This is a genomic window from Anaerostipes sp. (assembly GCF_018381315.1).
In the GTDB taxonomy this organism is placed as follows: Bacteria; Bacillota; Clostridia; order Lachnospirales; family Lachnospiraceae; genus Anaerostipes.
In genome coordinates, this window is the sequence record NZ_JAGZSD010000003.1 from 146,268 (window position 1) to 169,714 (window position 23,447).

Annotated in this window: 24 protein-coding genes; 2 read left to right on the forward strand and 22 right to left on the reverse strand. The window is 46.1% G+C overall.

Translation table 11 applies throughout. The annotated features are described in order from the left end of the window. Window positions 1-11 precede the first annotated feature (11 nt). Window positions 12-602, reverse strand: coding sequence for a Crp/Fnr family transcriptional regulator (locus tag KH180_RS03160; RefSeq protein WP_290756288.1), 591 nt, complete (start codon window positions 600-602; stop codon window positions 12-14). 123 nt (window positions 603-725) lie between these two features. Between KH180_RS03160 and KH180_RS03165 the strand changes: the two genes are divergently transcribed. Then, on the forward strand, window positions 726-1,172 hold the full coding sequence (locus tag KH180_RS03165; RefSeq protein WP_290756290.1) for a MarR family winged helix-turn-helix transcriptional regulator: 447 nt from the start codon (window positions 726-728) through the stop codon (window positions 1,170-1,172). A 10-nt stretch (window positions 1,173-1,182) separates the two neighbouring features. Then, window positions 1,183-1,950: a sulfite exporter TauE/SafE family protein gene (locus KH180_RS03170; RefSeq protein WP_290756291.1), complete on the forward strand. Its 768-nt coding sequence runs from the start codon at window positions 1,183-1,185 to the stop codon at window positions 1,948-1,950. Between the two features lie 69 nt (window positions 1,951-2,019). Here the strand turns inward: KH180_RS03170 and KH180_RS03175 are convergent, their stop codons facing one another. From KH180_RS03175 to hemB, 21 genes are all read right to left on the reverse strand, one after another. Further along, window positions 2,020-3,384 carry an MATE family efflux transporter gene (locus tag KH180_RS03175; protein WP_330624378.1) on the reverse strand — a complete coding sequence of 455 codons (1,365 nt, stop codon included), beginning with the start codon at window positions 3,382-3,384 and terminating at the stop codon, window positions 2,020-2,022. Next, on the reverse strand, window positions 3,356-3,559 hold the full coding sequence (locus KH180_RS03180; RefSeq protein WP_290756293.1) for a hypothetical protein: 204 nt from the start codon (window positions 3,557-3,559) through the stop codon (window positions 3,356-3,358). The genes KH180_RS03175 and KH180_RS03180 overlap by 29 nt, the downstream gene beginning before the upstream one ends. 1,150 nt (window positions 3,560-4,709) lie before the next feature. After that, on the reverse strand, window positions 4,710-5,381 hold the full coding sequence (locus KH180_RS03185) for an NPCBM/NEW2 domain-containing protein (protein ID WP_290756295.1): 672 nt from the start codon (window positions 5,379-5,381) through the stop codon (window positions 4,710-4,712). A 500-nt stretch (window positions 5,382-5,881) separates the two neighbouring features. Next, window positions 5,882-6,514, reverse strand: a complete 633-nt coding sequence (locus KH180_RS03190) for a precorrin-8X methylmutase (RefSeq protein ID WP_290756296.1) — start codon at window positions 6,512-6,514, stop codon at window positions 5,882-5,884. Next, window positions 6,514-8,028, reverse strand: a complete 1,515-nt coding sequence (locus KH180_RS03195) for a cobyric acid synthase (protein WP_290756298.1) — start codon at window positions 8,026-8,028, stop codon at window positions 6,514-6,516. The genes KH180_RS03190 and KH180_RS03195 overlap by 1 nt, the downstream gene beginning before the upstream one ends. Next, window positions 8,013-9,077: a pyridoxal phosphate-dependent aminotransferase gene (locus KH180_RS03200; RefSeq protein WP_290756299.1), complete on the reverse strand. Its 1,065-nt coding sequence runs from the start codon at window positions 9,075-9,077 to the stop codon at window positions 8,013-8,015. The genes KH180_RS03195 and KH180_RS03200 overlap by 16 nt, the downstream gene beginning before the upstream one ends. A gap of 17 nt (window positions 9,078-9,094) precedes the next feature. Further along, complete coding sequence (gene cbiB, locus KH180_RS03205) at window positions 9,095-10,063, reverse strand: adenosylcobinamide-phosphate synthase CbiB (protein ID WP_290756301.1); 969 nt, start codon at window positions 10,061-10,063, stop codon at window positions 9,095-9,097. Next, a complete protein-coding gene (locus KH180_RS03210) occupies window positions 10,054-10,689 on the reverse strand; it encodes a histidine phosphatase family protein (protein ID WP_290756303.1) in 636 nt (211 codons plus the stop codon). The genes cbiB and KH180_RS03210 overlap by 10 nt, the downstream gene beginning before the upstream one ends. Then, on the reverse strand, window positions 10,659-11,042 hold the full coding sequence (locus tag KH180_RS03215; RefSeq protein WP_290756305.1) for a bifunctional adenosylcobinamide kinase/adenosylcobinamide-phosphate guanylyltransferase: 384 nt from the start codon (window positions 11,040-11,042) through the stop codon (window positions 10,659-10,661). Before KH180_RS03215 ends, KH180_RS03210 begins: the two co-directional genes overlap by 31 nt. 11 nt (window positions 11,043-11,053) lie before the next feature. After that, window positions 11,054-11,818 (reverse strand): adenosylcobinamide-GDP ribazoletransferase, encoded by a 765-nt coding sequence (locus KH180_RS03220; protein WP_290756307.1) that lies wholly within the window; start codon window positions 11,816-11,818, stop codon window positions 11,054-11,056. A gap of 6 nt (window positions 11,819-11,824) precedes the next feature. Next, entirely contained in the window at window positions 11,825-12,337 is a 513-nt protein-coding gene (locus tag KH180_RS03225) for a bifunctional adenosylcobinamide kinase/adenosylcobinamide-phosphate guanylyltransferase (RefSeq protein WP_290756309.1), read from the reverse strand. A gap of 12 nt (window positions 12,338-12,349) precedes the next feature. Next, the gene (gene cobT, locus KH180_RS03230; RefSeq protein WP_290756311.1) at window positions 12,350-13,399 is read right to left on the reverse strand and encodes a nicotinate-nucleotide--dimethylbenzimidazole phosphoribosyltransferase; all 1,050 of its coding nucleotides are present in this window, start codon (window positions 13,397-13,399) and stop codon (window positions 12,350-12,352) included. Further along, the gene (locus KH180_RS03235; RefSeq protein ID WP_290756313.1) at window positions 13,374-14,789 is read right to left on the reverse strand and encodes a cobyrinate a,c-diamide synthase; all 1,416 of its coding nucleotides are present in this window, start codon (window positions 14,787-14,789) and stop codon (window positions 13,374-13,376) included. The genes cobT and KH180_RS03235 overlap by 26 nt, the downstream gene beginning before the upstream one ends. Further along, window positions 14,779-16,791, reverse strand: coding sequence for a precorrin-6A reductase (cobK, locus tag KH180_RS03240; RefSeq protein WP_290756315.1), 2,013 nt, complete (start codon window positions 16,789-16,791; stop codon window positions 14,779-14,781). Before cobK ends, KH180_RS03235 begins: the two co-directional genes overlap by 11 nt. Then, window positions 16,784-17,518, reverse strand: a complete 735-nt coding sequence (gene cobJ / locus KH180_RS03245; RefSeq protein WP_290756317.1) for a precorrin-3B C(17)-methyltransferase — start codon at window positions 17,516-17,518, stop codon at window positions 16,784-16,786. The genes cobK and cobJ overlap by 8 nt, the downstream gene beginning before the upstream one ends. After that, window positions 17,508-18,554 carry a cobalt-precorrin 5A hydrolase gene (locus KH180_RS03250; protein WP_290756319.1) on the reverse strand — a complete coding sequence of 349 codons (1,047 nt, stop codon included), beginning with the start codon at window positions 18,552-18,554 and terminating at the stop codon, window positions 17,508-17,510. The genes cobJ and KH180_RS03250 overlap by 11 nt, the downstream gene beginning before the upstream one ends. Continuing rightward, window positions 18,551-19,312: a precorrin-4 C(11)-methyltransferase gene (gene cobM / locus KH180_RS03255; protein ID WP_290756321.1), complete on the reverse strand. Its 762-nt coding sequence runs from the start codon at window positions 19,310-19,312 to the stop codon at window positions 18,551-18,553. The genes KH180_RS03250 and cobM overlap by 4 nt, the downstream gene beginning before the upstream one ends. Beyond that, window positions 19,309-20,004 carry a precorrin-2 C(20)-methyltransferase gene (cobI, locus tag KH180_RS03260; protein ID WP_290756323.1) on the reverse strand — a complete coding sequence of 232 codons (696 nt, stop codon included), beginning with the start codon at window positions 20,002-20,004 and terminating at the stop codon, window positions 19,309-19,311. Before cobI ends, cobM begins: the two co-directional genes overlap by 4 nt. Beyond that, on the reverse strand, window positions 20,001-21,149 hold the full coding sequence (gene cbiD, locus KH180_RS03265; protein WP_290756324.1) for a cobalt-precorrin-5B (C(1))-methyltransferase CbiD: 1,149 nt from the start codon (window positions 21,147-21,149) through the stop codon (window positions 20,001-20,003). Before cbiD ends, cobI begins: the two co-directional genes overlap by 4 nt. 15 nt (window positions 21,150-21,164) lie before the next feature. Next, window positions 21,165-22,442 carry a glutamate-1-semialdehyde 2,1-aminomutase gene (gene hemL, locus KH180_RS03270; RefSeq protein WP_290756440.1) on the reverse strand — a complete coding sequence of 426 codons (1,278 nt, stop codon included), beginning with the start codon at window positions 22,440-22,442 and terminating at the stop codon, window positions 21,165-21,167. Further along, window positions 22,442-23,425, reverse strand: coding sequence for a porphobilinogen synthase (gene hemB, locus KH180_RS03275; RefSeq protein ID WP_290756326.1), 984 nt, complete (start codon window positions 23,423-23,425; stop codon window positions 22,442-22,444). Before hemB ends, hemL begins: the two co-directional genes overlap by 1 nt. Window positions 23,426-23,447 lie beyond the last annotated feature (22 nt).

Sequence of the window (23,447 nt, forward strand, 5' to 3'; positions counted from 1 at the left end):
GAAGACGTCTGTCATTCACATAGGTGAAGATCTGCCAGCTGATTTTTAATGCGGCATAAGGATCCCGGCCGGATACCCAGATAAGATGCCAGATGCTTTTGGCTCAGCCGCCTTGCAAGATTTGGCTTATTGAACTGGAAGTCCAGATATCGTTTGGATGCACTTTTCGTCAAAAGTGCTTCTTCCCTTGCTTCTGCTGCCTTCAATGCCTTTTGTGTAAACCGGTGGATCACTTCAAGGATCACACTGTCTGTCTTCAAATCTTCGCTGAGAAATGCGTATGGAATCCTTATACATTGACACGCTTCCATAGTCTCTACGGAAAATGTTGCCTCTCCCGGTGTTCTCAGCCCTTCAGAACAGGCAAATTCTCCTTCCTCTGCAAAACATTTTGTTATATCATTTCCCTCTTCATCTATGTAGTATCCTCTCATCAGGCCTTCACAGACAAAGTAAATGAAGACAGGCTGTTCTCCCTGATACAGCACCGTACTCCCTTTTTTCAGATGCACTATTTGAGCTGTCTCATCAATCCTATTACATAAATCATTTGAAAATCTGAGAATTAATTTCTGCTCTAAATATTTACTTGGTTTATCCATATGCTTCACCTGCCTTTTTCTTATTATATCACACCTCCCGTATCTTCTTGACAGCTTTATCATATATAGTTATAATTATAACTGTTATTAAAATAACTAACCAAAAAGAAGGGAATGTGTTTCATGCAGAATCATATTTTGACCTATGCCAACCATTTTAAACATTTATACCGCCAGTCATTTCAGCCGCTGTCGGAACAGTATGGCCTGTCCCAGCTGGAAATTGATATTTTATTATTTCTTCGGAATAATCCGGAGCACAACACTGCCAAAGATATCTCCTCCATGAGGGGATTCGCAAAGTCCAATGTATCAAAAGCTGTCGAATCGCTTAGAGTACAAGGTTATCTCTCATCCTTCCAGGATCCTGACAATCGAAAGGTACACCGGCTGACCCTTTGTTCTGATATGGAGGACCGGATTATCTCTCTTTCCGTCTGCCAGGAGCAATGCTTTGCTCTCCTTCTCGATGGATTTACGGCTGAGGAACGCTGCATGCTTCAAAGGTTTTTTGACAGAATTGATGCAAATATTACCAAATCACTAAATCATAAAAAATACGAATTATGAGGAAACCGCTATGTTATATAAATTAATCATTTGTTTTTTAGCCGGCATCGGGGCCGGTCTCGGAACTGGCTTTGCAGGCATGAGTGCAGCTGCAGTCATAAGCCCTATGCTCATCACTTTTCTTGGGATGGAGCCTTATATGGCAGTGGGCATTGCGCTGGCCAGCGATGTCTTTGCCAGCGCCGTATCTGCCTATACATATGGAAAACACAAAAATCTGGATATTAAAAACGGACTTGTCATGATGATTTCTGTGCTTTGTTTCACACTGGTTGGAAGCTATATTTCCAGTCTTGTACCAAGCACAGCGATGGGCGGATTCTCCACCTTCATGACTTTAATGCTCGGAATCAAGTTCCTTGTCCGCCCTGTCATGACAACAAGAAGCAGTATGGAATCTGTGAACAGCAAAAAGAGATTTCTTCAGTCAGTGCTCTGCGGATCTTTGGTCGGCTTTATCTGCGGTTTTGTAGGTGCCGGGGGAGGTATGATGATGCTTCTTCTCCTTACAAGTGTCTTAGGTTATGAACTGAAGACAGCTGTAGGCACCAGTGTCTTTATCATGACCTTTACAGCTCTTACCGGTTCCTTAAGTCATTTTGCCATAGGAGGACGGCCGGACATGGCAAGTCTTTTGTTCTGTGTCCTCAATACATTTCTCTGGGCCAGAATTGCAGCTAAATTTGCCAATAAAGCTTCTGCCGTCGTATTAAACCGTGCAACCGGAGTTGTTCTTACTGTTCTCGGTCTGGCCATTGTGGCTGTAAATTACCTTTAATACTTAAAACAAAAGCAGCCCGGATTGATTAAGATCCGAACTGCTTTTGTTTTACATAAAAACGTTTCTTCATGGCTGGCTTTCTTCTTTGTCTTCCGGCAGCTTCCTGAAAAATTGTACTACAAATGGAATAGTTATAACAAACGTCAGAAAATCTGCCACTGTCTGAGATGTCTCCACACCAGTGAGCCCGATCAGCCTTGGGAGTATAAAGATCACCGGTATAAAACAAATCCCGCTTCTCAGCATAGCTAAGAGAGCTGCGGTTCCATTTTTCCCAATACTCTGGAACATCATATTGGCACATACGGCCATAGGCTGTAAAAACAAAGTGAGAAGCTGGGCCCTCAGAGCAAATGTTCCGATGAGAATTACCTCGGGATCATTTCTGAACCACCCCACCAGCTGTGATGACAAGAAAAATCCTGCGGCGGCCAGGGTTCCCAGACATATTTCCCCTGCCCCTAAAGTAAAATAGAAAGCTTTCCGCACTCTTGAATATTTCCTGGCCCCATAGTTAAAGGCTGAGACCGGCTGGAACCCCTGTCCGATTCCAAGGCCAACCGCAAACAAAAAGAAACAGATCCGGTTTACAATCGCCATCGCTGCCACTGCCGCATCTCCATAAAATCCCGCCTGGCCGTTTAGAACCATGGTGGATATACTGGTCAGGCCCTGACGGATTAAGCTCGGAAACCCGGTTTTTATGATAGCGGATAATATCTGCCGGTCCCTGGAAAAGAAACACAGCGAAAGCCTGCTCTGGGTCTTTTTTGCAAAAAACATGCTGAACAGAATGAGAAAGCTTACAACCTGGGATACTGCCGTAGATAATCCTGCCCCCAGTATGCCCATATGGAATTTTGTCATCAGAATCCAGTCACCAAATATATTCAGGAAACCGCCCGCTGTTAAACCGATCATAGCTAAGGATGCCTTGCCCTCATATCTTAAAATGTTATTCAACACAAAGCTGCTTGTCATTAACGGTGCAGAGACGAGAATACATGCAGCATAGGTTCTTGCATACGGAAGGATCGTATCTGTACTTCCGAGCAGGCGCATCAAAGGATCCAGAAAAACCAGACCGGCAGCACCAAGGAGGATTCCCAGGAGGATGGACCATATAAAACTGGTGGACGCAAAGGATGATGCACTCTCGGCATCTTTGGCTCCCAGCTTTCTGGAAATATTGCTTCCCGCCCCGTGTCCCAGCATAAAACCCACTGCCTGTATAATAGACATCAGGCCAAATACGATGCCGACTGCTCCGCTGGCGCTGGTTCCTATCTGTCCCACAAAATAGGTATCTGCCATATTGTAGATGTTTGTTACCAGCATACTGATGATCGTTGGTATCCCCAGAGAAATAACCAGCTTCGAAACAGGTGTTTCTGTCATCTTTTTATAATGCTCTGCGGCTTTGTCTTCCACTGTCCTCACCTTCTTTTTTAATAGAATTTATAAAGTGTTCTAACATGAAATCAAAACTTTCATCCTGACCGATCTCCAGATGATTCCGTAGAGAAAAGTAATCGGATCCATTTTCTTCTGTCAGGGTAACTGCTGTTTTTATAATCGTTTCATATAACAGACCTTTTCTGACCATAACATTACTTCCTTTACTAGGGTAGAGGAATAATTGCTCTGAATTAATCCCCTCTCATTGAACCGTACGTATGGGTCTCGAATATGACTCTACAATTTATATTCCAACTTTTCTTAGATAGCAATTAAAGAATTAAGCAATCCAACTCCGCCCTTTATTTTCTAGTAATTCTGGACTAATAATAAAATTTACTACGTTCTTTCTACTTCTTTTGTTCCAACCTAATCTTAAGTTTGCAATATTGTAGAGTGCTTCATGGTCAAATCCATTTTTTTATTTCTAATTTAGATAAGCTAAATTCTGTATATTGTCTTAGCATGTTTCCATTGCTTTATCACAATCATTCTTATTTTATACCTAGCCATGCCCCTAACTTTTCTATAAACTGTTTTTCATTCCAATTCTGAAATAATTTATCCATCCTCTTGTGTTTTCCTGTTCAGATCTATTGTATAACATTCCAAATTAAAGCGATAAAAAAAGTAATTCTGTTAAAAACACAGAAATTGATGTTTGTTCGATGTCTTTCCGAGGCGATTTATTAAAACAAAAGTGTTTTATCATACTAATAATGATAGGAATATTTGAGATAAAACAAGTCTTGCTTTATATATGGATTTTACCTTGTCCCAAATCATTCATATTTATAGGGAAACATTATATAAAAACCAATTGTAGAAAAAAGTACATACTTTTTTCATAAAATGAAAGGAGAGAACATGGAAGATTTATTTAATTTTTTTATCAAAAACTTAATCCATTCTTTGAAACACAGTAAACATTTGACAAGAGAGTACTCTACATTAATCTACATAATTTTCCTGTTACTTGGTATGCTGATTGTAGCGATTCCTGAACTTCTGTTACTGTTGCGTTGGATTACAAATTAATTCTCATTAAGACTAAGCAGGGGATCTTACTGCCCCTGCTTGTTATAGTATCCTTACTGCTAATGCTCTTTACGAAAGTACCCTTCTTGTTTTTAAAATTTCAATGACTGTTTTTATATTTTATTAAAAAGTCTTTGATAATTAAAAATGAACTCACAAATACAGTAGAGGATTTTATTAAAAAAAGAAATCAACATTGTAAATTTAGAGAAATTAACTTTTGGTCAGTTTCGAAAAATTTATACTGATCAAAATAATCCTTATTGTACTTTTACGTTGGCCATTCCAAATGTAGTAAATCCGTCAATGCTTTCCCATGATATTTTTATAATTTCTGCTTCATTAATATTAACATCATAATGTTTTACAGGATCCTCAGGTTTCATAGAAATCACTTTGCATAAGTTCCCATCAGAATAAAAAGAAACAGAGAATTTCCCTTGTTTATCAGTATCATCCACATGTCCTAAATCAAAACTAATAGTATTATATTTTTTCTTTAAATTAAACTCAACTCCGTCTTCTCCACCATTACCCATAATAAATCCATTCGAATATGTTCTTCCTCTCAAAGACATAGTTTCACCCCGCCTTTCCTCATATGCGTAACATGAATTTATGGCTTTAGTTACATCAAGCAGATAAAGTTGTTTGTTATTGCTAGTTTTACTAATAGGAATCTTGTTAGCATCATTTCTTTGAATTTTATTGGATGCCTTTTTCAATTCATTATTTTCTTGCTCTAATTTGGCATTCTCTTTAACTAGTTTCTTGATTTCCTCTACATAATTTTTAGAATCCATATCAATATTAACTTCCTGTTGAATTTTTTGAATTGCTTTATCTTTTCCAAAAGTATTTCCACCATATACTCCAATTACCGCAGTAATAATAGGCACCCCGACTTTTATAATCCATTTTGATTTTTCCATATTAGTTCCTCCCCAGATATTCTTTTAAATAACATTAATATAATATCATAACTCTACAAATATCTCTATAAAAACCAGAATTAAACGGAAACATAAAACACAGCGACATTTAAAAATGCAGATGTTTGCATTTAGTATAACAAATTTTGTATCCTCCTGTCGTGTCTGGAAATACGTTTGAAAACACATTTATCATTTAGAAGACATGATCACAAACTCACAAATGCTTTCACAACAGTGTTCCTTTAAACAGACTAATTTCATTTCTTGTTCTCTTTGACATAATAATACCTCCAACCTATTGTGATTATCTTACATCAGATTGGAGATTTAATTAATCTTTGGATACCCTCTCCAAAGATTACCTTGATATTACTCGCAACCATAGCTATTACAGTGGTAAGTTGTTTTATTAAGCTTTTGACGTCACTTCTATTTTTAAAATATATGTCCCCTGTTTGTCAGCATAATATACAACTTACACTCGAACTCTTACTTCTCTATTTTTCCACCATATACAAAAGTGCATTTACAATACAGGCTGCAATGCTGCTTCCGCCTTTTCTACCCCGTGCCACAATATACGGCACTCCGGCTCCCATAATTAATTCTTTGGACTGCACCACATTGACAAATCCCACCGGCACCCCAATCACCAGGTGGGGATCCAGCTTTCCTTCTTTTATGAGTTCATACAGCCTGATCAGTGCCGTAGGGGCATTTCCCACCGCAAAAATAAACCGTTCTCCCAGCTCTGCCGCCTTGTCCATACTGGCCACAGCCCTTGTAGTCCCGTTTTCTTCCGCCTTTTTGGCCACGTCTTCATCTGACATAAAGCAGTGGACAGAGCCTCCATACTCAGCCAGCTTCTTTTTGTTGATTCCTGCCTTCCCCATCTGCGTATCTGTCACAATAGACGCACCGTCTCGGATAGCATTCAGTGCTTTTTCTGCCGCATGTTCGGAAAAACAAAGATTTTTGGCATAGTCAAAATCCGCACTGGTATGAATACACCGCTTCACAATGGGTTCTGTCCCGGGAATCAGCTGTATTTCTCCCAATTCCTCTGTTATAATCTCAAAGCTTCTGGCTTCGATCTGTGCAGGCTTTATATTTTCGATTTCTGTTCTCATCAGTCTTCCGCCCCTTCTCTCAAGATTTCATATATTTTGTTCATATCCAGATGTTTTCTAAGTTCATCCGCCAGCTGGTCATATTGGCTTTCTTTCAGCTGCCTGACATCTGTCACCGGAAGTTCTGAAAGGTCAATCCCTTTCTTTTTACCGATAGCCCGGACAACTTTCTCCGCCGTGTCTCCCAAGTCAAAGATTCCGTGAAGATAAGTGCCGTAAACATTTCCTTCCCAAGTCCCGCACAGCTTTGTAATGCCGTTGACCTTATCTTCAAAGAAGGTCAGCGGCCTGGCCTCTCCATGCTGAATTGAACTGCCCATATGTATCTCATATCCTTCAATGGCTGTGCCTGAAAGCAAAGACAAGTCCCCTTCAAGTGACAGAAAATTTCCTTTCACTCTGCTCCTTGTCTTTGTTTTGGAAAATACAGTGTCTATGGGGAGCAGACCCATCCCCTGGATCATTCCTCCTGTCTCCACATGGCAGGGATCGGACAGAACCTCCCCGAGCATTTGATAACCGCCACAGATGCCGAAAATTATGGTTCCCTGGGCAGCCTGCCTCAAAATCGTATTTTCGAAACCAGATTGGCGCAGCCATAAAAGATCCTCAATCGTATTTTTGCTGCCGGGAAGCAGAATCATATCCGGGCTGCCTAACTCTCTGGGATTTTTGACATAGCGCAGGGAAACATTCGGGATCAGTTCAAATACATTAAAGTCCGTAAAGTTTGAGATCCGCGGCAGCCGGATCACGGCGATATCCACCAGTCCCTTTTCTTTTACCTGTTCAAATCTATCTGTCAGGCTGTCCTCGTCGTCAAGTTCCAGGTCCATGTAAGGTGTCACGCCGACTACAGGAATCTGAGCCTTTTCCTCCAGCATGGAAACTCCCGGGTCCAGGATGGTTTTATCTCCGCGGAACTTATTAATGACAAGTCCTTTAATCCTTTTCTGTTCTTCCTCAGACAGAAGCATAACCGTTCCGATCAGCTGGGCAAAGACGCCGCCCCGGTCAATATCCCCTACCAAGAGAACCGGCGCACTGGCAAGCTTCGCCATACCCATGTTGACAATATCATCCTGCTTTAAATTGATCTCGGCAGGACTTCCCGCACCTTCAATGACAACAATGTCATTCTCTTGGCTCAGAGTATCAAAAGCCTTTTGTATTTCGGGAACCAATGTCTTTTTATATGCAAAGTAATCCCTTGCACTCATATTCCCAAGAACCCTGCCGTTGACAATAACCTGGGAACCAATGTCACTGGATGGTTTTAAAAGAATCGGATTCATATAAACGGACGGCTCAATTCCAGCTGCTTCCGCCTGCATGACCTGGGCCCGTCCCATTTCAAGTCCGTCTGTGGTTATATAAGAATTCAGCGACATATTCTGTGATTTAAACGGTGCAGTTTTATATCCGTCCTGTTTAAAAATTCTGCAGAGCCCTGCGGTGATAAGGCTTTTCCCTACATTTGACATTGTTCCCTGGATCATTATTGTCTTAGCCATGATGCTTCTCCTTTCGTAAACGTCAAAAGCATTTGAATAAACCGGCGGTTTTCTTCCTGTGTCCGGACAGCGATCCGAAACCACCCTGGGCAGAGCCCCCGGTAGTTGCTGCAGTCTCTGATCAAGAATCCTCTCTTTAGACAGTAGTCATAAAAATCCGGTCTTCCCTTAAAAAACAAATAATTAGCTCTGGAGCCGTACACTTGGAATCCCGCATCTGTAAGTGCAATTCTCAAAAGACCTTTTTGTTCTTCCACAAAGCGGACCGACTTCTCTGCATAAACTGTTTCCAAAAGCGCCGCTCTCCCTGCGGCCTGTGCGGGAGCCGACACTCTCCACGGCTGAGTTACCTCCTCCATTTTTTTAATAATACCCTCATCGGAACACATCCCGTATCCAAGACGGATGCCTGGCATAGCATAACGTTTTGTAAACGCTTTCAGCAAAAACAAATTTGCATATTCTTCCATACAGCCTGAAAGTTCATAAGCTTTGCCGTCCGGCACAAAGTCTAGAAAACACTCATCCACTGCCAGCAAAACATGATATTTTCTGCATACTTCCAGCATCCTGACCAGAAATCCCTTGTGTATCAGCTCTCCTGTGGGATTGTTTGGATTACATAAAAAAATCATATCTAAAGAAGGTGTGATCTGCGAAAGAATCCTTTCTGTCACCTGGAACCCTTCCGTCTCTTCCAGGTAAAAATAGTCTGTCTTACAGCCCACACTGTCCAGTGCCTGTTCATATTCTGCAAAGGTAGGTGCCAAAACAAGCGCATGTCTCGGCTTGACAGCCAGCGTCAGGGCAAAGATCAGATCCGCTGCTCCGTTTCCGCAGATCAGCCGGGATTTGGGCACCTGCTCATAGGAAGATAAAGCTTTCTTCAGTTCCCCGCACCGTACATCCGGATAATGCTCCACATAGTCTGCCGACTTTCTGACCGCTTCTCTGACACTTTCCGGGGTTCCGAGCGGATTTACGTTAGCTGAAAAATCAATGACATCCCCATGCAGATAAATATCTCCTCCGTGTTTGTGCTGCTTCATGTCCATACTCCTTCCAGTCAAAAATTTAAACCAATCATGATGAGAATAAATCCAAAAACGACTGCTGCCAAAAGGCTGCATCCATACATCAGTTCATTAGCTCTCTGTATGTCTTCCGGCTCCGGTTTTCTTAAATCATCGCCGATAGACGGCTTTTCATACAGTCTGCCGAAATACCATGCATTGCCGGCAAGCTGGATATGAAGAGCCCCTGCTGTCACTGCCTCTGTATGGGCAGCATTGGGACTCTTGTGGTTTCTGCGGTCCCTGATGTAAATCTTTTTTGCCATAGATACGTCTTTTTTTGTAAAAAAACACGCCGCGATCATGAACCATGCAGAAATCCTGGCGGGCAGGAAATTTGCCAGATCATCCAGCTTTGCCGGATATCTTCCGAAGTTCAAATACTTTTCATTTCGGTACCCGACCATAGAATCCATCGTATTGATTCCCTTATAAAGAAACATAAGGGGTGCCCCGCCCAATGCCATATAAAAGAGCGGCGCTACAACCCCGTCCGAGGTATTTTCTGCTACCGTCTCTACTGCCGCTTTAATAACGCCTGTTTCATTCAGCCTCTGGGTATCTCTTCCCACAATCATGGAAACTTCTCTTCTTGCCCCGGAGAGGGACCCCTTTTTCAGTTCTGCAAAAACTTTCATGCTCTCATCCTTTAAAGCTTTTGCGGCAATCATCTGATAGCAAAACAAAGATTCCAAGAGAAAACCGGCAGTTCTGTTCCATCCGTAACACAGCTTTAACAGAAAAAAAGGAATACAAAAGCATCCCGCTCCAATCAAAAGGATCAAAAGGATTCCGCCCGCCCGCTCTCCCCTGTCTGTTTCAGGCAGAACCGAGCGGATTCCTCTGCTTAGGACCGATATTGCCGATCCGATCAGACGAACAGGATGGTAAAGCCAGTGAGGATCTCCTATCAGGAAATCCAGAAAAAATCCAAGAAATAATGCTGCCGCTCTCAGTTCCATAGTTCTGTATCCTTTCCTGCCACACAGACACGACGGCTGCCGGCAGTCCAATGTTCTTCTTCTATCCGGATCTCATATCCCTCCAGGTTATTTACCTGCCATTCAAAATAATCCCGGGACGGGACTGCCAGCGCATCTAAAATGCTCATGATGGTTCCTCCATGGGCTACCATAACAAAGCTGTGATAATGATTTTGCATACAGTGCTCCATACAGAGAAAAAAACCTTTCAGACACCTGGACTGAAACTGAGCTCTGCTTTCCCCTCCGGGAAAAGGAAGGGTGCCGCCGCTGTCAATCCATTGCTGGTATCGTGGTTCTCCCGATAATTCTTTATAATTCTTTCCTTCAAATATGCCGAAATCACACTCAGAAAGCAGCTCCTGAATGACTGCATCTCTGTCAGGATAAAGCAACGAAGCTGTCTGTACGCACCTTTTCATGGGACTTGTATAAATCACATCCGCCTGCAGACAAATCCTTCTTTTGCACAACGCTTTTCCTTCCGGGCTCAAATTTTCATCTGTTCTTCTGCCCACATAACGTCCGTCAAGATTTCCCCCTGTCATTCCATGACGGATCAGATACCCTTTGATCATCCTTTGATCACCGTCCCTATACCGCATACCACCCTGTGCACTTCCCTGCTTTCTTTTGCCAGGCAGGTCAGAAGCCTTCCTTCCATCTCGCGGAACTTCCGGTCGGCTGCATCCGCCGGAACGATTCCGCAACCCAGCTCATCAGCGATGAGAACCACATCAGGATTCGCCTGAACAATACGTTCTGCTTCTCTCTCCCAATCTTCTGTCTCCGGCATTCTGCGCCTTACCCAATCCTGAAAATGAAACATACAGCGGCAGGTATCAATTTCTCCTTCACCGCATACAGCTCCGTCAGCCATTTGTTCAGGCAAAATACCCAGTATCTCTTCTGCATATCTTTTTTTTCCCTGAAAAGCTCCTCCAATGATTAATATCATTTTTTTCTCCTTTAGATAATGCTGCCTGCGGCAGCCAGACATACTGCAGTGGACAGTTCGCACACCTGCAGAAACCATCCGGCAAGATCGCCGGTGATGCCTCCAAACTGTTTTTTTGACATCCTGTAATACAAAACAAAAGTTATAAGCGCGGCAAAAGTACACAGAATACCGGCAGGAAAATGAAACAGGCACATCAGCACTGCCGAACCTGCAGTCCAGACAGCGGATGACACACAGACAGTCTGCTTATGGGCAGCCCCCGAAAAAGAGGCCGCAAGCCCTGTTTCCTTTGCCATAGGAAAGGAGGCTATGGACCATGCACTCAGTGCCCGTGACATTACAAACCCACAGGCCAGCAGCGGAAGCATAGACGGACTGATCTCGCTGGCTGCCGCTCCGTAAGCTGTAAAATAGCAGACACAGGCAATGACTGCGAATGCCCCGCAGTGAGGGTCCTTCAGAATCTCAAGCTTTTTCCCCCGATCCTGATAAGAGGCCAGTGCATCTGCTGTATCCATGAATCCGTCCAGATGAATTCCTCCCGTAACAATGACTGGAATCAGGACGATACCTGCCGTATAGGCAGGTGTCCCTAACTGAAGAAAAGCTCCGGCCTTTGCCCACAGCATTACAAAAATGCCTGCGGCTGCTCCAACCACAGGAAAAAAGCAAAGCGTATACTTCATATTCCTGTCTGTCCATTCACTTTTGGGCACAGGTATTCTGGAATACATAGAAACTGCAATTTTAAAGCTGTTCCACAGCTGTTTCATTTTAGGTCATCCTTTCTGTATCAGCGGAATGCCGTATACGACCTCCACCACCCGGTCTGCCATCTGTGCCATCCGGCAGTTAAGAAACCCCAGATACTCCTGATACTGCACCGTTTCCGGAGGATACTTTATCCCATCGGAAAAAATCTCGTTGGTGACGATACAAATATCCTCTGCTTCTTTAAGAAGCTTCTCTATCCCGGCCAGGATTTCCTCTGGTGTTCCTGTACCTGCCCCTTCTTCCATAAACATCTCGTTGGCTGCCAGATTTGACATACAGTCTAAGAGTACATGTGCCCCCTCCGGCAGTCTGACCGCAGACAGGCCGGTGAAGCACTCCAGGGTTACAAATCCTCTATCCCGGCGCATTTCCCGGTGTCTTTGAATCTTCTTTTCGGTTTCTTCATCATAAGGAAACATGGTAGCTATATAGATTTTTGGCTCTTTCCAGGAATCTGTGAATCCTTCGGCATATTCTGACTTTCCGCTGCCGCTGCCTCCGGTAATTAACGTAAACATCAGGCTCTCCTTTCACACAAGCGGGACATACTGCTCTATGTCAACTTCCTCAAACGTACTCATCTCATGATAAACTGCCAGTGCCAGGTCCAACAGCGGAAACAGCGCCAGTGCCCCCGTGCCTTCCCCAAGGCTCATGGAACAGTCCAGGCAGGGCTCCAGCCCAAGAGCATCTAACAAAATTCCTGCAGCGGGCTCCTTTGATCTGTGAGACGGAAGGATATAGTGGACAGTGTCCGGACATATGCGGACCGCTGCCAGCGCCGCGGTGCCGGAAATAAAACCATCCATCACGATGGGAAGCTTTGCCGCGGCTCCCCCGAGGAACAGTCCGGTCAAAGCAGCCAGGTCAAATCCTCCCACCTTTGAAAGCACATCCAAAGGATCTTGTTTGTCTGGTTTATGCAGCCTTACTGCCTGTTCAATCACCCGGATCTTCCGGCAGAGTCCATCGCTGTCCAAACCGGCCCCGCGTCCGGTCATCTCACCTGCCGGACGGTCCAGAAGAACTGAGGCAGCGGCACTGCTTGTAGTTGTATTACCGATTCCCATCTCCCCTGTAGCAGCAATCCGGTATCCCTTGCTGTGCAGGTCATATGCCATGGATATTCCGGCATTGACGGCGCTGAGAGTTTCCTCTTTGGTCATAGCCGGCTCTTTTGCCATATTCCTTGTCCCGTAAGCAGTCTTTTTCTGAATGAGCTGGGTTTCACAGGCAATTCCCACATCCACGGCAAACAGATCCACACCCAGATGCCTGCACATAACGCTGGATGTCGCTTTTCCCCTGAGCAGATTTTCTGACACCACAGCAGTGACGTCCTGTCCGGACTGGGATATTCCTTCCTCCACCACACCGTTGTCAGCGCACATGCAGACCAGCGCTTTTTTTGAAAGGTTCAGGTTCTTCTCTCCGGTAATCCCGGCAAGCTTTACCGTCAGGTCCTCCAGCTTTCCAAGGCTGTTCAGCGGTTTCGCTATATTGTTCCACCGCTTTCTGCATTGTTCCATTGCTGTCTCATCAGGCAAAGTAATCTTACCGCATAGTTCCCTGATATCCATCTTGTTTCCTCTTTTCCGTCTGATATTCATGGCACTTCATTAAAAATGCCTTCGGCACTTCCTGGTTTCCATAATAATAAAAATGAGGAAACCCTGCAAATAAAGTACTGCTCCCGTGGATACACTCCCATTCCTGCCTTCCCACAGGCTTTTTGGCACAAAACCCTTTTCCGCAGCTGTCTGAGTCATAATAGTGAAATTCATGGGCTGTCAGTTCTGGGCTGTCAGTTCCGAACAAAGTTCCCGCCTTTTGATGCAGGGTAATGTATCCAAATCTTGAAAGCTTGTCTTTTTTCAATGCTTTTCCGGGGATCACCCCGGCCATCTTTCTGAGAATTCCGGCCTGGTCTTCCATCTCTCTGTGCAGATACAGAAATCCCCCGCATTCTGCCATACAGGGAAGTCCGGAAGAGACAGCCGAAAAGATTTCACGTCTCATGGAGACGTTTTTCTCCAGTTCCCTGCCATATAGCTCAGGATAGCCTCCGTAAAGAATCAGCCCGTCCAGATTTTCAGGCAGACAGCTGTCATGAAGCGGTGAAAAAGGAACTATTTCCGCTCCCATTTTCTGAAGCAGCTCTAAATTCTCTCTGTATATAAAGCAAAATGCTTCATCCCGGGCCACCCCGATCTTGACCGTCTTATATCCGGACCTTTCAAGTGAAAATTGCGGCGCTGAAACGCACTCATCCTCCAGTTTCGGAGCATTTTCTGCGATCCGAAGCAGGGTTTCCCATTCTATGGTTTCCTTCATAATGTCGGCAAGCTGCATAAGCTTTTCCCGGATATCTCTAATCTCATCCGGCAGCACCAGACCAAGATGACGGCTTTTAAACGTACATCCGCAGACCTCCGGTACGTATCCGGCAACCGGGATATGCAGTTCTTCCTCGATAAGTTTTTTCAACCGCGGATACATCATGGGAGAAATGCGGTTCAGCAAAATCCCTTTGATCTGGCTGTCCTTTTTCCATGACAAAAAACCATGGATCTGAGCAAGAAGGGATGTACTCATGCCTTTGGCATTGACTGCCAGCACCGCCGGTGTTTTTGTAATCCTGCAAAGTTCATAGGCACTGGCTTTTGCCGTCGTGCCCCCTAGGCCGTCATAATATCCCATGACACCCTCCATCACAGCCAGACCGGCATTCTCTGCATGTGCAGCCAGGAAAGCTCTGATCTGCTCAGGAGAAGAAAAAAAGGGATCCAGATTCCATGATTCTGTTCCGATGGCTTTTCGGTGAAACATAGGGTCAATATAATCCGGCCCGCATTTAAAAGAAACAGGATTTTTCCCCATTTCAGAAAGAGCTGCAAGGATACCGCAGGTAATCATGGTTTTGCCTCCTGCACTTGCCGGGGCTGTAATCATAAGTCTGTCAATCTTCACGGTTTACCTCCCCATTTCCCGTGCATGAAAGGATAAAAACCGGATTTTCCCCCATCATCAGATGATAGTTTCCCGCTTTTTTTGCCTTCCCTACGGACACATTCACCACATCAAGGTCTGTTACCGCAAGCTTTTGAAAGGCTTTGACCGCCTCGGAAAGTGTCTCCAGAGTAATGCAGTTTATAACGATCCTGACCTTCGGATTTTTGTAAAGAACCGTTTCCAGTATTCTGTAAAGATTCCCTGAAGAACCGCCGATAAATACATGCGTAGGCGCTTCCAGGCCGCTTAAAGCTTCCGGTGCCGTCCCCTCAATGATCTGTATAGAGTCTGCATAGAATTTTCTTCGGTTTTCATATAAAAGTTCTGCTGCCTCCGGATTTTTTTCCACCGCATACACCCGTCCTCCGGATGCCCTCAATGCCATTTCTACCGACACAGAACCCGTTCCTGCCCCGATATCATAACAAACCGCATCCTCTGTAAGACAAAGCTTAGACAGGGTGATGCTCCTGACTTCCTCCTTGGTCATCGGCACCTTTCCCCGCAGAAACAGGTCATCTCTCATCCCATGAGTGACATCGGGTTTTTCTGCTCTATCATTTACCGCACAAAGTACACTTAAGGCATCCGTTTTGCAGTTCAGAAACTCTGAAGGCTTCCCGGATCTTATGTTCTCATCCGGATATGAAAGCCGTTCCCCTACATAAAGAGTTACATCATCCATGCCATACTCTAAAAGCTCCTCTGCCAGCTCACTGGTTTCAGTTCCTGTGCCCAGAACAGCAAAAACTTTCCGGTTTGACGCAATTGTATGGATGAATCCGGCCTTTTGGCTGTGGCTGTTTACAACAACAGCATCCTCCCAGGACAGATGGATCCGGGACATAAAATACGACAAAGAAGAGATGCCGCAGACGGCCTTCAGGCTCCATTCCTTCTCTGCCAAAAGAAGCTGATAAAGTTTTTTCGCTCCGCTGTAAAATCCAAGATCCCCGGACATGGCAATGACAATCTGTTCATAAAAAGGATGCTTTCGAATAAAGGATAAAATCTCTTCTGCCCTGTATTCCTGAAATGTATCTGCTCTGCTGCTTTCTCCGGCTGCCTTTCGGGCTGTCTCTAAAGGTCTCTTTGCTCCGATGAGAAGATCTGCCTTTCGGCAGGCACTGACAGCTTCCGCAGTCATCGTCTCTGTACCGCCCATGCCGATCCCTGCCAGACAGACGGCAGGATGAAACGGAATCCTGCAGCGTTTATAAAGCATCTGTCTGCACTCTTTTAAAGTCAGCCCAGATTCTTTAACCGGGCGGCCGATAACCAGGAGTCTTGCCCCCGCCTGCCTGGCTGCCTTCTGTTTTTCCAGAAACCCTCCTTCTTTTCCGGAATCCTTTGTCACCATCCATCTGCAGTTATACTGTCTGAGCATTGCTGTATTCAATTCTGCGGAAAACGGGCCCTGCATACAGATCAGATGGCTCCCCTGAAATCCCAGCTCTGCACAATCTTTGACAACCTCCGGCAGGGAAAGCACCCTGGCATAGATTCTTTTCCCGTAATCCGGAACTGCTGTATATAGGGCCAGATCTTTACTCCCGGTTGTCAGAAGAATATTTCCTTCGGTCCCGGAAAGAAACTCCGAGGCTTCCTGGGCTGAATCAGCATAAACTACATCTTCAGCATCCTTTTCTATTTCCTCTCTCACTAACCGCACATACTCTGTATGCGTATTGATACAGGCTGTACGAATATTTTCTGTAACCTGCTGCGCATAGGGATGTGTGGCATCCAAAACCAGATCCGGCTTCTCTCTGCGGATCTGAGCTTCCATCTCCTCAGCAGAAAGTCTCTCATGGGACAAAATCATGTTTTTCCCATGTTCCACAAGACTTTCTCCATATTCTGTAGCTGTAAAAACATACACTGCTGCCTCAGCCCGGTTTAAAAACTCTGACAGCTTCCGCCCTTCTGTAGTTCCTGCGAATAAAAATATTTTATACATCTTTATATCCCCTCGGAGTGACCATGGCGCCGGACACGATTTTAGTCTGAGAATTGCCGACAAACACGGTCGTAAACATATCCGCATGGGCGTTCCTCAGTTCATGCAGTGTAAGAATCTCTTTTTCCTCACCCTGCCTTCCGATATTCTTTACCATGCCGCACACGGTATCCGGAGATTTATACCGGAGCATCAGATCACATGCCTTCTTCAAGTGGTCCCTCCTTTTTTTGCTGGAAGGATTATAAAGACATACAGAAAAATCAGCCTTTGCCGCCGCAAGAAGCCGGTCCTCAATAAGGGGCCACGGAGTCAGCAGATCGCTTAAACTAATCACACAGAAGTCGTGGGTCAGCGGTGCCCCAAGCAATGCGGCTCCTGCAGTGGCGGCCGTAACTCCCGGCACAATCTCCACTTCTATGTCCGGATAATCTGCACCGATTTCATACATCAGCCCGGCCATTCCATATACACCGGCATCCCCGCTGCAGATCATTGATACCGTCCGGTTCTTTTCGGCTTCTTTATATGCCATGCGGCACCGTTCTGCCTCCTTTGTCATGGAAGTGGACAAAAACTCCCTGCCCGGCAGATGTTCTCTGACCAAGTCAATATACACAGTATACCCGATGATGACATCACTTTTTTTCAGAGTCTCTGCTGCCTTTACGGTCATCTGTTCAAAGTCTCCCGGACCAATGCCTACCACATAAACTTTATGACTCAAACCTAATCCTCCAATCTTTTAAAGCAAGAGCAGTTGTAACTCCATGTTCTGCCTGCTTCCCTGCAATCAGCCGTCCGCCGTCTCCGGCCGCAAGCACGGCACTTCTCTCACAGACATTATCTGCTCCTGTCACTCTGCTGACAAAGTCAGATGCAGAAAATCTTCCCCCGGCCTGCATCAGCTCCCCGGCAGAAAATGTTGTAAAGGAAAGATTCTGTTCCCTGCAGAAAGCAAGGATGCCCTGCTCTTCCCTTTTCAGATCAATGCTTGCTGCCTCCCCAACCGCACACAGTTCAATCTGTTCCTTTTTCAAAATCTCCATCACTGACTGCCGGATGATGTCTGCTTTTGTTTCTTTCCTGCATCCGATCCCCAGCACCACTGCCTTTGGTACAAGCCTCAGTGTACGCGGAAAAGGACGGCAGTTTTTTCTTACAGAGATACAAATGCCAAGCTCCGTATCCGTTCCTACCGCCAGTCCCCCGGGGAGTTCCCCTGATACAGGAAATTCACTGTAAAACCCAACCGGAATTCCTGCCAGAAGAGAAGCAGATATTTCTTTTGCCATTCCAAGATCGGTGATGTACAGATCATTTTCCTTTGCAAATAAATCGACTGCGAACAGCTGATGAACATCAGTTGCTGTGGTGATGACCGGGACAGCGCCGGTAACGGATGCTGCCTGTTCTGCCAGACGGTTGGCTCCCCCGAGATGTCCGGACAGCAGCGGCACGGCAAAAGTTCCTTTTTCATCAATGGCTGCCACAGCCGGATCTGTATCCTTGCTGCTGACACAGGGAGCAATCGCCCGCACTGCAATGCCGCAGGCTCCTATAAAAAGAAGGGCATCTTTTTCGGAAAACTGCCTTCTGGCCCAGTCTTTTAACGGCTCTTCAACGAAGAGTACCTCTTTCTCCTGAATATACCGGGATTTTACCGAAATCTCTGTCTCATGTCCGTACTTTTCCAGCCCATCCTTTAATGTATATGCAAGGGCCAGCCCCTGCCGGCTGAAACAGATAACAGCGGTCTTCATTCAGACCTTCCTTCTCTATATCCGGTTGTAAACTCCGGATGATAAAGTCTGGATCTTTTATAGTGGTGATGGGAAACAGCATCCCCTACAATAATCAGGGCTGTCTTTGTAATTCCGTACTTCCCTGCAGTCTCGGAGAGTGTCCCAACAGTGCACAGCAGGGTCTTTTCATCCTCCCAGGTTGCCTTATATACAATAGCCGCCGGTGTTTCCAGAGAATATCCTCCATCGGCCAGTCTCCCGGACAGTTCTTCCAACATACCTGTGCTTAAAAAGATGATCATTGTGGCCTGATGGGCTGCAAAGGATTCAATGCTTTCCTTTTCCGGAACCGGAGTCCTCCCTGCCATTCTTGTAATGACCACACTCTGGGATACATCCGGAAGGGTATATTCCAGATTCAGAGCAGACGCAGCTCCGCAGAATGAGCTGACACCGGGACAGGAATCATAGGCAATTCCTTTCTCATCCAAAAGGTCCATCTGCTCCCGGACAGCACCATAAAGGGACGGATCTCCGGTATGCAGCCGGACAGTGTCTTTTCCTGCTGCTTCCCCCTCCATCATTACCTGAAACACTTCCTCCAGAGTCATCCCGGCACTGTTATAAATCCTGCATTCCGGCTTTGTATAGGAGAGAAGCTCAGGATTCACCAGAGAGCCTGCGTAAATGACAATATCTGCTGTTTCCAAAAGCTGCTTTCCCCTCAGAGTAATTAAATCTGGCGCTCCAGGTCCCGCACCTACAAAATGAATCATCTTGCGTCCTCCTGTTCCTTTACGATAATCAAAGAATAATACCCTGCTTCCCGGGGAATTTCCGCCGTGCTTTCATAGAGTCTCTCATCCCCCATACCGCAGTTTTCCACCATTCTTCCGGCAAGGTTTTCCTGGACCAGTTTTTCCTTCAGCTTCGGCAGATTTTTCCCAGCCTTCATAAATACCTTTGTCCCCGAAAGCTTCAGACAGTTTTCAACTTCATAGGCTGCCGGAATAATATGAAGCGGCTGGTTTTTTTCCGCAAGTCCTGTGTCCATCCTGGCTGCCGCTGCACAAAAGGACGGTATCCCGTTTATAATCTCCGCTACAAATCCCTGTGTTTTCAGCATTCTGTGAAGATAAAGATAAGTAGAGTATACTGTAGGGTCCCCTAATGTTAAAAAAGCCACATCCTTTCCCTTGGAAAGACAGCTGCCCAAAACTCCGGCACCTGCCTCATGGCTTTCCCGGAGCCTGTCCTCATCTTTAGTCATAGGCATATGGATTCCCACTAATTCTTTCTCTCTGATCTCCGGGCATGCCTTTACCGCAATCTGAAACGCTGTGCTTTCCTCCGGCTGCCTGCCGGGAACTGCAATCACACTGCATTCCCTGATTTTGCGCACCGCTTTTAAGGTCATAAGCTCCGGATCTCCGGGCCCCACTCCGATTCCATATAATATTCCGCTCATTTTATCTCCTTCAGTCTCTTCCATAATGTATCTGTGTGTTCTGTCTGTCCAAGGAATCCGTAAATATCGGAAAACACCACCGCCCCGGTCATGATTCTTCCATAAGTCCGCCGGGAAAGGTTCTCTCCGATTCTCCCCAGCACATCGTCCATGGCCGGTTTCAAAAGCCCTTCTGAATGCAGATGGCCGAGAGCTTCCTCCGTTGTCTTTGTCCCAAGGATCTCCTTTACTGTTTGAAGTCCTGCGCCGCTCCTTACAGCCGCCGCTGCCAAAAGTTCCGCCCGGCAGTCTGCCTCTCTGGAATGGGTATTCATGATCCCTCCTGCCAGCTTGATAAACTTACCGATATGTGAGACAAACAACAGGCCTTCTGCCCGCAAATTTACTGCCATGTCAATGGATTCACCGACAAAGTTGCTGCACTTTAATATGCGGTCCTGTCTTATTCCATACTGAGCTTTCACAAAATCCGCTCCATAATTTCCTGGTGTCACCAAAAGGAAGCCGTTTCCCTCACAAAGGCGGATCCGCATCTCTGCTTCCATACTTTTTACTAACGCTTCCTCACTCATAGGTTCTACGATGCCGGTAGTTCCAAGAATTGAAATCCCGCCCTCAATTCCCAGACGGGGATTGAACGTCTTTTTTGCGGTTTCTTCCCCCTCCGGGGTCCACACAGTGACCAGCAGTCCCCCTTCATAATCCGATCGGTCAAGAACCTCCCGGACAGCTTCCGTAATCATCTCCCGGGGCACCCGGTTGATCGCTGCCTCCCCCGGCGCCTGAGAAAGCCCTTTTCTTGTAACTCTTCCGACCCCCATTCCCCCTTCAATCAAAATTTCAGGAGAAGGGATCTTCTTTACATCCGCATAAATATGAATGCCGTCTGTCACATCCGGATCATCTCCTGCATCTTTTACAACACAGCAGGACACTGAATCCTCCCATGCTGTGACATCCTCCAAGTCAAGAAAGAGCCTGATCCCCGCAGGAGTCATCAGAGAAACTTTCTGCTCCCTGCTGCCCAGAAGAAGGATTTCTGCTGCTCCCCTGGCCGCTGCTGCCGCACAGGATCCTGTCGTGTATCCGCACCTTAACTCCTTATTCTGTTTAATCACCACACAGCTTTCTAGTCCTTTTCCCATGAAAAATTCCCCTGCCTATGGCTGAAAATAAGAATCCATTGCCTGAAGGATCTGATCCACGTCTGACTGCTCCATGGCATTGTTAAAGAAAACAGCTTCAAACTGAGACGGGGCCAGATGAATTCCGCGGTCCAGCATATAATGAAAATAGTCTGCAAATGCCTTTACATCTGAGGTTTTTGCTTTTTCATAGTTGGTGACCGGCACATCTGTAAAAAACAGACAGCTCAAAGATCCGGTCCCTGTAATCTGGCATTCTGCACCATGTTTTTTCAGGATCTCCTTCACTCCGTTTCGGAAGGACACACCCAATTCATCCAGATGTCCATATATCTCGGGATTCTCCTTTAAGATTGTAAGTTCTTTCAGTCCAGCCGCCATGGCTACCGGATTGCCGCTCAGTGTTCCTGCCTGGTAGACACTTCCCAGAGGAGCGATCATCTCCATGATCTCCCGGCGCCCGCCGTAGCATCCCACCGGCATTCCGCCTCCGATGATCTTTCCGAAGGTGGCCAGATCCGGTATAACACCATAGGTCCCCTGTGCCCCCTGAAGGCCCAGCCGGAAGCCGGTGATTACTTCATCGAAAATCAGAAGGGTTCCGTTCTGCGTACAGATGTTTCTCAGTTCTGTTAAAAATCCTTCTTCCGGCAGCACCACTCCCATGTTGGCCGCCACCGGCTCTATGATCAATGCCGCGATCTGGCCCTTATTATCTTCAAACAATGTCCTCACGCTGTCCAAATCATTGTATACCGCAGTCAGGGTATCCTTGGCGCATCCCTTTGGCACGCCGGAACTGTCCGGAATTCCTGCAGTCATCACTCCGGACCCTGCCTTAACTAACAGTGCATCAAAATGCCCATGGTAACAGCCTTCAAACTTAATGATCTTATCTCTTCCGGTGAATCCCCTGGCAGCCCGGATGGCACTCATCACTGCCTCAGTTCCGGAATTGACCATGCGGACCATATCAAAGCAGGGAACCAGTTCACAGAGCAGTTCTCCCATCTCCACCTCAATTTCCGTGGCTGTGCCGAAACTCAGCCCATTTTGGGCAGCACTGACCACAGCTTCCTGAATCTCCGGATGATTATGTCCCAAAATCATCGGTCCCCACGAACCAATGCAGTCTATATAGCGTTTTTCATCTTCGTCATACACATAGGTGCCCTCCGCTTTTTTAATAAAGCGGGGACAGCCTCCCACAGACTGGTAGGCTCTGACCGGGCTGTTGACTCCTCCCGGCAGCACCCGCTTTGCGCGTTCAAACAGGCTTTCTGATCTGGTCATCATCCGATTCTCCCTTCCTTCATAAATCCGGCAATCTCCTTGGCAAAATAGGTCAGCAGAATATCACAGCCTGCCCGGTAGATTCCGGCTGCTGTTTCACAGATCATCTGATCCTCATCAATCCATCCTTTCGCAGCTGCCGCCTTAATCATTGCATATTCTCCGCTGACACTGTATGCAGCTACGGGCAGATCCACCGTATTCCGCACTTCCCTTACAATATCCAGATAAGAAAGCGCCGGTTTTACCATAATGATATCTGCTCCCTCCTGACAGTCCTGTTTCACTTCTTTTAAGGCTTCCAGACGGTTGTGATAATCCATCTGGTAACTTTTCCGGTCCCCGAAAGAAGGCGCGGACCCGGCAGCATCCCGGAACGGTCCATAAAACGCAGAGGCATATTTGGCCGCATAGGACATGATCGGCACATCCGTGCGGCCGTTTTTATCCAGCAGATGTCTGATCTCACGGACCCGGCCGTCCATCATATCGGAAGGGGCCACCATATCAGCTCCTGCCTGCACCTGGGACAGGGCAATCTGTGCAATGACCGGAAGTGTCTTATCGTTGTCCACCTGTTCTCCGTTCAGAATGCCGCAGTGGCCGTGCGAAGTATATTCACACATACAAACATCTGTAATGTAATAAAGATCCGGTACTTCCTTTTTCGCTTTCACAAGTGCTTTCTGAATAACGCCGTCTTCCGCCCATGCTCCGGTACCGCACTCATCTTTTTCTCCCGGTATCCCAAACAGCATGACACTCGGCACACCTGCATCTGCCATTTCTGTGAGAACTTCCGGCATACGGTCCAGGCTGTATCTGTACTGGCCGGGCATGGAAGGAATCTCTTCCTTTTTACCTTCCCCTTCCGTCACAAAAAGGGGATAAATAAGAGAAGATGCATCCATCCTTGTCTCCCGCACCATTTTCCTCAATACCGGCACGGACCGGAGTCTTCTTGATCGTACTGTCATATCCATTCTACTTCCTTCTTTCTATATC

Bases quoted from the DNA above. Each gene is read 5' to 3' on its own strand.
- KH180_RS03160 (WP_290756288.1), bottom strand. From the start codon at position 602: ATGGATAAACCAAGTAAATATTTAGAGCAGAAATTAATTCTCAGATTT.
- KH180_RS03165 (WP_290756290.1), top strand. From the start codon at position 726: ATGCAGAATCATATTTTGACCTATGCCAACCATTTTAAACATTTATAC.
- KH180_RS03170 (WP_290756291.1), top strand. From the start codon at position 1,183: ATGTTATATAAATTAATCATTTGTTTTTTAGCCGGCATCGGGGCCGGT.
- KH180_RS03180 (WP_290756293.1), bottom strand. From the start codon at position 3,559: ATGGTCAGAAAAGGTCTGTTATATGAAACGATTATAAAAACAGCAGTT.
- KH180_RS03185 (WP_290756295.1), bottom strand. From the start codon at position 5,381: ATGGAAAAATCAAAATGGATTATAAAAGTCGGGGTGCCTATTATTACT.
- KH180_RS03190 (WP_290756296.1), bottom strand. From the start codon at position 6,514: ATGAGAACAGAAATCGAAAATATAAAGCCTGCACAGATCGAAGCCAGA.
- KH180_RS03195 (WP_290756298.1), bottom strand. From the start codon at position 8,028: ATGGCTAAGACAATAATGATCCAGGGAACAATGTCAAATGTAGGGAAA.
- KH180_RS03200 (WP_290756299.1), bottom strand. From the start codon at position 9,077: ATGAAGCAGCACAAACACGGAGGAGATATTTATCTGCATGGGGATGTC.
- cbiB (WP_290756301.1), bottom strand. From the start codon at position 10,063: ATGGAACTGAGAGCGGCAGCATTATTTCTTGGATTTTTTCTGGATTTC.
- KH180_RS03210 (WP_290756303.1), bottom strand. From the start codon at position 10,689: ATGCGGTATAGGGACGGTGATCAAAGGATGATCAAAGGGTATCTGATC.
- KH180_RS03215 (WP_290756305.1), bottom strand. From the start codon at position 11,042: ATGATATTAATCATTGGAGGAGCTTTTCAGGGAAAAAAAAGATATGCA.
- KH180_RS03220 (WP_290756307.1), bottom strand. From the start codon at position 11,818: ATGAAACAGCTGTGGAACAGCTTTAAAATTGCAGTTTCTATGTATTCC.
- KH180_RS03225 (WP_290756309.1), bottom strand. From the start codon at position 12,337: ATGTTTACGTTAATTACCGGAGGCAGCGGCAGCGGAAAGTCAGAATAT.
- cobT (WP_290756311.1), bottom strand. From the start codon at position 13,399: ATGGATATCAGGGAACTATGCGGTAAGATTACTTTGCCTGATGAGACA.
- cobK (WP_290756315.1), bottom strand. From the start codon at position 16,791: ATGTATAAAATATTTTTATTCGCAGGAACTACAGAAGGGCGGAAGCTG.
- KH180_RS03250 (WP_290756319.1), bottom strand. From the start codon at position 18,554: ATGAAGACCGCTGTTATCTGTTTCAGCCGGCAGGGGCTGGCCCTTGCA.
- cobM (WP_290756321.1), bottom strand. From the start codon at position 19,312: ATGATTCATTTTGTAGGTGCGGGACCTGGAGCGCCAGATTTAATTACT.
- cobI (WP_290756323.1), bottom strand. From the start codon at position 20,004: ATGAGCGGAATATTATATGGAATCGGAGTGGGGCCCGGAGATCCGGAG.
- cbiD (WP_290756324.1), bottom strand. From the start codon at position 21,149: ATGGGAAAAGGACTAGAAAGCTGTGTGGTGATTAAACAGAATAAGGAG.
- hemL (WP_290756440.1), bottom strand. From the start codon at position 22,442: ATGACCAGATCAGAAAGCCTGTTTGAACGCGCAAAGCGGGTGCTGCCG.
- hemB (WP_290756326.1), bottom strand. From the start codon at position 23,425: ATGGATATGACAGTACGATCAAGAAGACTCCGGTCCGTGCCGGTATTG.